The sequence below is a fragment of the Chryseobacterium sp. HMWF035 genome (assembly GCF_003094695.1).
Taxonomy (GTDB): Bacteria; Bacteroidota; Bacteroidia; order Flavobacteriales; family Weeksellaceae; genus Chryseobacterium; species Chryseobacterium gambrini.
On record NZ_QEHP01000050.1, the window covers coordinates 63,618 to 69,857 of the forward strand.

Annotated in this window: 4 protein-coding genes and 1 pseudogene; 1 reads left to right on the plus strand and 4 read right to left on the minus strand. The window is 37.1% G+C overall.

Annotated elements, in window-relative coordinates:
* Positions 1–61: 61 nt before the first annotated feature.
* From DD829_RS08400 to proS, 4 genes are all read right to left on the minus strand, one after another.
* Positions 62–598, minus strand: coding sequence for a nucleotide exchange factor GrpE (locus DD829_RS08400; RefSeq protein ID WP_076392462.1), 537 nt, complete (start codon positions 596–598; stop codon positions 62–64).
* A 604-nt stretch (positions 599–1,202) separates the two neighbouring features.
* Entirely contained in the window at positions 1,203–2,537 is a 1,335-nt protein-coding gene (locus DD829_RS08405) for an Nramp family divalent metal transporter (protein ID WP_108409800.1), read from the minus strand.
* A 112-nt stretch (positions 2,538–2,649) separates the two neighbouring features.
* Positions 2,650–3,960: an OmpA family protein gene (locus DD829_RS08410; RefSeq protein ID WP_076392466.1), complete on the minus strand. Its 1,311-nt coding sequence runs from the start codon at positions 3,958–3,960 to the stop codon at positions 2,650–2,652.
* A gap of 129 nt (positions 3,961–4,089) precedes the next feature.
* A complete protein-coding gene (proS, locus tag DD829_RS08415) occupies positions 4,090–5,565 on the minus strand; it encodes a proline--tRNA ligase (protein WP_076392468.1) in 1,476 nt (491 codons plus the stop codon).
* Between the two features lie 144 nt (positions 5,566–5,709).
* Here proS and DD829_RS08420 point away from each other — a divergent pair.
* Positions 5,710–6,240: pseudogene (locus DD829_RS08420) on the plus strand (prolyl-tRNA synthetase); the annotation flags it as partial.

The following is a 6,240-nucleotide window of genomic DNA, read 5'->3' on the forward strand; positions in this document are numbered from 1 at the left end:
ATTAGTAATGAATAATGAGTAATATCAAAAATTGCTTATTACCCATCACTTATTGCTTATGTTAATTTCCTGTAACTACTTTTGCAAAACGGATTACTTTCTCTCCTAAAGTGTATCCTGTTTCAATTACATCTACAATTTTTCCTTTTAAATCTTCTGACGGAGCAGGAATCTGAGTGATCGCTTCGTGGAAATCCACATTAAAGCTGTCTCCCGCTTTTACTTCCATTGCTTTCAGTCCTTTTTCTGTTAGTTTATTTTTGAATTTGTTGTAAATTAATTCAACACCTTGCAGATCAGCAGGATTTCCGTTCTTCGCAATTTCTTTAATTGCTCTTTCAAAATCGTCCAATACGCCAAGCATAGAAATCATCATATCCTGATTTGCATACTGGAAAAACTCCATTTTCTCTTTGCTCGTTCTTTTTTTATAATTTTCGAATTCTGCGTACAGTCTGATGTAACGATCCTTTTCTTCTGCCAAAAGTTCCTCTGCCGTAGGTTTTGCTGTCACATTTTCCTCAGTTGCCGCTTCGTTCTGAATATTCGTATCTTCTTGATTATTGATGCTTTCTTCGTTAATATCCTGATTTACCATAATTCAATCTTTATTTTCCTTTTTATTCACAAACATTCTGCCAAAGAAAAAAGCGTGACATTTCGTCAGATTTTGAGTATTTGTTGCAATTGAATAACGAGCGGCTAAAAACGTCTTTCCTCTGAAGGGGGACAGAAATTTGTAAAAATTTTTTGACGGGATGGTTTTAAATATTACTTAAAGTAAAGCTGTTTTTCTTGTTTTTAAGAAGCTGTTTCCCGCTTTCCGCACTCGCTATTTTCTGTATTTTGGCTGCGGCAGCGAAGCTGCCGCAGCCAAAATACAGAAAATGAGCTCAGACAAAGCTCCAATCGGGGCTAGAATTGAAGTCGTGTTTTAATTATTGGGAAATCTGTTATTTGAAAAATTTAACATCATTACAAACATCAGATTTGAAAAAATTAATAATTGTCCAAAATTTGTCATCATTGAAAAGCTTTGAGTTCTTGCTAAGTAGAGCGGCTTTGTGAACTTAAAATATACATGAGTCTTTAAAAAAAACTTTGAGGACTTTACGTCAAAGAATAAGTACGATCATTAATGAAGTATGTACAAAAAAAATTACGGTTACTTAATATAAAAAGAAAATAATTTTGGTACAGAACTATTTCCCAAAAAATGTCTGATACAGAAGATAAAGATTCAAAATGATAATAATAAATGAAATAATCCAGACACAGATTTTCAGGAAAGGTTTGTTGACGAATTCGCCCATTTTACCTTTATCACTCGTAAACATAACAAGCGGAACCACTGCAAAACTCAACTGCATCGAAAGGATAACCTGACTTAAAACCAATAAATCCGTAGTTCCTTCTTCGCCATAAAGAATAGCCACAATAAGAGCGGGAATTACAGCAATTAGTCTCGTGATCAGCCTTCTCAACCATGGTTTTAGTCTGATGTTCAGAAAACCTTCCATTACAATCTGTCCGGCAAGCGTTCCGGTAAGTGTAGAATTTTGTCCGGAAGCGAGAAGAGCAATCGCAAAAGCAATACTTGCCATTGAAGCTCCTAAAATCGGAGTCAGCATCTTATACGCATCATGAATATCAGCAACATTTTTATTCCCTGTAATATGGAAAGTTGCCGCTGCCAGAATAAGAATTGCAGCATTAATGAAAAATGCAAGCATTAACGAAACCGTACTGTCTAAAGTTGCAAATTTTATTGCCTCTTTTTTACCTTCTCGTGTACGCTCGTAATCCCGTGTCTGCACAATGCTGCTGTGCAAGTACAGATTATGAGGCATCACGGTAGCTCCCAAAATCCCGATCGCAATGTAAAGCATGGCGGGATTCTGAATGATTTCTTTTTGAGGAATCAAACCAGCTAAAAGTTCATTAACAGCAGGTTTAGAAATAACCAATTCATACACAAAACAGGCGAGAATAATAAAAATCAGTCCGCCGACAATACTTTCGATCCATCGGAAACCTTTTGACTGAAGGAGAAGAATGAAAAGAACATCAATAGTCGTAATGACAATTCCCCAGGTAAGAGGAATATGAAAAAGTAAATTTAATGCAATCGCAGAACCGATTACTTCAGCAAGATCACACGCTGCAATGGCAATTTCACAGAATATCCAAAGAATAAAATTGGTAGTGGGACTGAAATGATCTCTGCAAGCCTGCGCTAAGTCTCTTTCTGCTACCACACCTAATTTCACGGACAAATGCTGCAAAATCATTGCAAAAATATTCGAAATTAAAATTACAGAAAGCAGGGTATAGCCAAACTGCGCTCCTCCGGCAATATCTGTCGCCCAGTTTCCGGGATCCATATATCCTACGGCAACCATTAATCCGGGACCTGCAAACGCAAGGTATTTTCTCCAGAAACTTGCATTTTTAGGAACTTTCACCGAAGAATATACTTCAGATAATGAGTGGGAGGTTTTATCTTTTCGCCAGGCGCTTTTTAATTTCAGATTCATAAATGTTAGAAATGACTAACAAATATAATTAAATAAATAAAAACATACCGTATTTAAAAGAAAAAATCCCGAAAATTTAATTTCCGGGATTCTGATTTTTAAAAGTTTAAGACTATTTTGTAAATCTTACAGACATTTTTCTGTCGATTGCTCTTTCTGCATCAGATGCTTTGGCATCTACAGTTGCAAACTGACTTCCGTATCCGTCTGCTCCGGTCACCTGAGATCCAACTCCTTGTTTCTCCAACCATGATTTAATATAATTTGCTCTGTCTGCCGATAATTTCAGGTTCTTAGTTTCATCTCCTGTTTTATCGGTATAACCTCCGATTTTTATTTTTGCATCAGGATAAGCTTTTAATATAGCTACCAAATTCTGCAACTGTCCTTCAGAACCCGCTTCTAAGGCTGTAGAACTTCCTAATTTAAAGTTTACATGGTCAAAATTATACCACGTTTTTTTTAAAGCAGCATCATCTTTGGCATTTTGATAACCACCAGATTTTAAGAAAGTGATCATGTTGTCTTCCATTCCTCCTTTGTATCCTTTTAAGGCAACTCCGTTTAAGTCGATATTCTCATCAACTTTAGCACTTGCGGAATTCATTCCTGCAGTATCGGTTGTCATAGCTGCATTTATCGTATCTGTAGACACGGTATTAGAATCCTTCATTGTGGTTGTCGTCGTTGTCTCTTTTTTATCGCACTGTTTCCAAATAAAATAAGCAGCAGCCACTAAAAGTAATAATGGAAGCAACCATTTCCAGATAGAACCACCTCCTTCATTGTTGTTTCTTTCCGGGAAAGTTCCGTTAGGCGCTGTACTTCTTGTTACATCAATTTTTGGTTCTTCAGAAACCGTATTTTTAATGGTATCCTTATCATTATCAAACTTGTACCCTTTAGCCCAGTCCCAGTCGCCCATATTTAATGAAGCCAAAGAAAGTCCTGCGGGTAAAAGTGTTGAAATAATACCTTTCTGATCACTAAGTAAACTTGAAATTCCGTTTTTATCAAGATTGTTATCGGCAGCATATTTTCCTACAGATCCAATCGTTGCACCTGTCACCAGATTAAGCAGCGAATTTGAAGAATTGTTGCTGATTCCTGCATAGGTTGCGATTCCGTTTACGATTCCACTTAATTTATCACCAAAAATTAATGATAAAAGACTGGAAATGATAGAATTGTTTGATGATCCTCCCATCAGATTGCTTAAAATTCCATTGGAAGCAGCTCCCGAAATTGCATCTAAAACGGCAGGATTATCAGATTTGTTTGCTAAACCACCCACAACGGCAGGCAATAAACCTCCGATTGCTTTTGAAATAGCGGACTCACTTTCTCCGAACTGTGATGCAGCCTGAGATACTAAAGCCGGACCTAATTGTCCTTTAATTAAATCAATAACATTTAAAGACATAATAAATTTATTTTAAAGATTAATGTTGGGATAAATTTAAACAAAAAACAGTCCAAATGTTGATTTTTAAAAAAAATCTGCAAAAAATATTAAAATTTTTGCAGATTTAATAATTTATTATGTTAAGCTTTAATATGCTTTTGCGAATAAAACTCTTCTTTTAGATGGCTTTCCGGAGATCAGTGAAATTCCTTCTTCAATATCATCATCCAAAGGAATACATCTGATAGTAGCCTTGGTTTCATCCTTAATCTGCTCTTCTTCTTCAGCAGTTCCGTCCCAATGCGCATAAATGAATCCTCCTTTTTCTTCCAAAACCTTCTTGAATTCTTCATAAGTATCCACTTTCGTGATGTTATTTTTTCTGAATTCAAATGCTTTATTGTAAATATCCTGCTGAATGGTTTTCAGTAATTCTTCAATATAAGAATCTAAACCGTCAATAGAACGGACTTCTTTCGTTAAGTTGTCTCTTCTGGCAATTTCCACAGATCTGTTTTCAAGATCTCTTGGTCCCATTGCAATTCTTACAGGAACACCTTTCAGTTCATATTCCGCAAATTTCCATCCCGGTTTGTTCTGCGTATCATTGTCAAATTTCACAGAAATTCCTTTTGCTCTCAGTTTAGCCTGAATATCTAAAGCCACTTCGCTGATTTGCGCCAACTGTTCTTCTCCTTTAAAGATCGGAACAATCACAACCTGAATCGGAGCCAGAGTAGGAGGAAGTACCAATCCGAAATCATCAGAGTGCGTCATAATCAAAGCGCCCATCAAACGCGTTGAAGTTCCCCATGATGTTGCCCATGCGTGTTCGATTTTACCTTCTTTATTCGTGAATTTTACATCAAATGCTTTTGCGAAATTCTGTCCTAAAAAGTGAGATGTTCCCGCCTGTAAAGCTTTTCCGTCCTGCATCAATGCTTCAATACAATAGGTTTCGTCTGCTCCTGCAAATCTTTCGGAAGGCGTTTTCAAACCCTGAATTACAGGAATTGCCATAAAGTTTTCTGCAAAATCTGCATATACGTTATTCATTTTCTCAGCTTCTTCTATCGCTTCTTCTTTGGTAGCATGAGCAGTATGCCCTTCCTGCCATAAAAATTCTGCTGTTCTTAAGAAAAGACGTGTTCTCATTTCCCAACGGACAACATTCGCCCATTGGTTTATTAATATGGGTAAATCTCTGTAAGACTGGATCCAGTTTTTATAAGTATTCCAGATAATTGCTTCTGAAGTGGGACGAACGATAAGCTCTTCCTCCAGTTTAGCATCCGGATCTACAATAAGTTTTGAAGGATTGTCCGGATCTGTTTTTAATCTGTAATGGGTTACAACTGCACATTCTTTAGCAAAACCTTCTGCATTTTTTTCTTCAGCCTCAAACAGGCTTTTGGGCACAAAAAGCGGGAAATAAGCATTAACGTGACCTGTCTCCTTGAATTTTTTATCCATTTCATCACGCATTTTTTCCCAGATCGCATAGCCGTATGGTTTAATCACCATGCATCCTCGTACTCCTGAGTTTTCAGCTAAGTCGGCTTTTACCACCAACTCATTATACCATTTGCTGTAATCTTCGCTTCTTGAGGTTAATTTTGCCATTATTTTTTAAAATTTTTTTAACTTTTTTATGTTATTGTTATCTAAAAATAAAAATCTATTTTTGATAGATTTTTGTAACCGTATTTTGGTACATTTTTAGTACAGATTGCAAATATAATTTAAATTAAAAATTTTTACGTTATCATGAAAAGAAATATACATAAAAATTTGCTCGGAATGTTAAAATCCAAAGGGATTCTGGCAATATCAGGCGGATTGTTACTTGTGTCTTGCGGCGCTCAGATGGGTGGCTACAGCGAGACAGATGGCGTTTATTACGACCCGAATAAAGATACGCTACCTGAAGGCGTAATCATCAGCGACAGAGGAAACAGAGTCGGAGAAGATTACAATTATTATCAGGATGATTCCAACGTGATTCAGAATGCTGAGGCCAATGCTAAAGAAGGAAGATACAGTGATTGGAATAACTATAACTGGAATACTACAGCTACAGATTCAGACTGGGGAAGCTATGCAGGAAGCCAGACCAACTATTACGACAATTCATGGGGATGGGGTTCTCCTTGGGGTTGGGGCGGATGGTATGGCGGCTATAATCCTTATTGGGGATATGGCGGATACGGAGGCTGGAATCTCGGACTTTCCTGGGGTTGGGGCGGCTCATGGGGATGGGGCTCCGGCTGGAACATGGGATGGGGATATTCTCCATAC

Bases quoted from the DNA above. Each gene is read 5' to 3' on its own strand.
- DD829_RS08400 (WP_076392462.1), bottom strand. From the start codon at position 598: ATGGTAAATCAGGATATTAACGAAGAAAGCATCAATAATCAAGAAGAT.
- DD829_RS08405 (WP_108409800.1), bottom strand. From the start codon at position 2,537: ATGAATCTGAAATTAAAAAGCGCCTGGCGAAAAGATAAAACCTCCCAC.
- DD829_RS08410 (WP_076392466.1), bottom strand. From the start codon at position 3,960: ATGTCTTTAAATGTTATTGATTTAATTAAAGGACAATTAGGTCCGGCT.
- proS (WP_076392468.1), bottom strand. From the start codon at position 5,565: ATGGCAAAATTAACCTCAAGAAGCGAAGATTACAGCAAATGGTATAAT.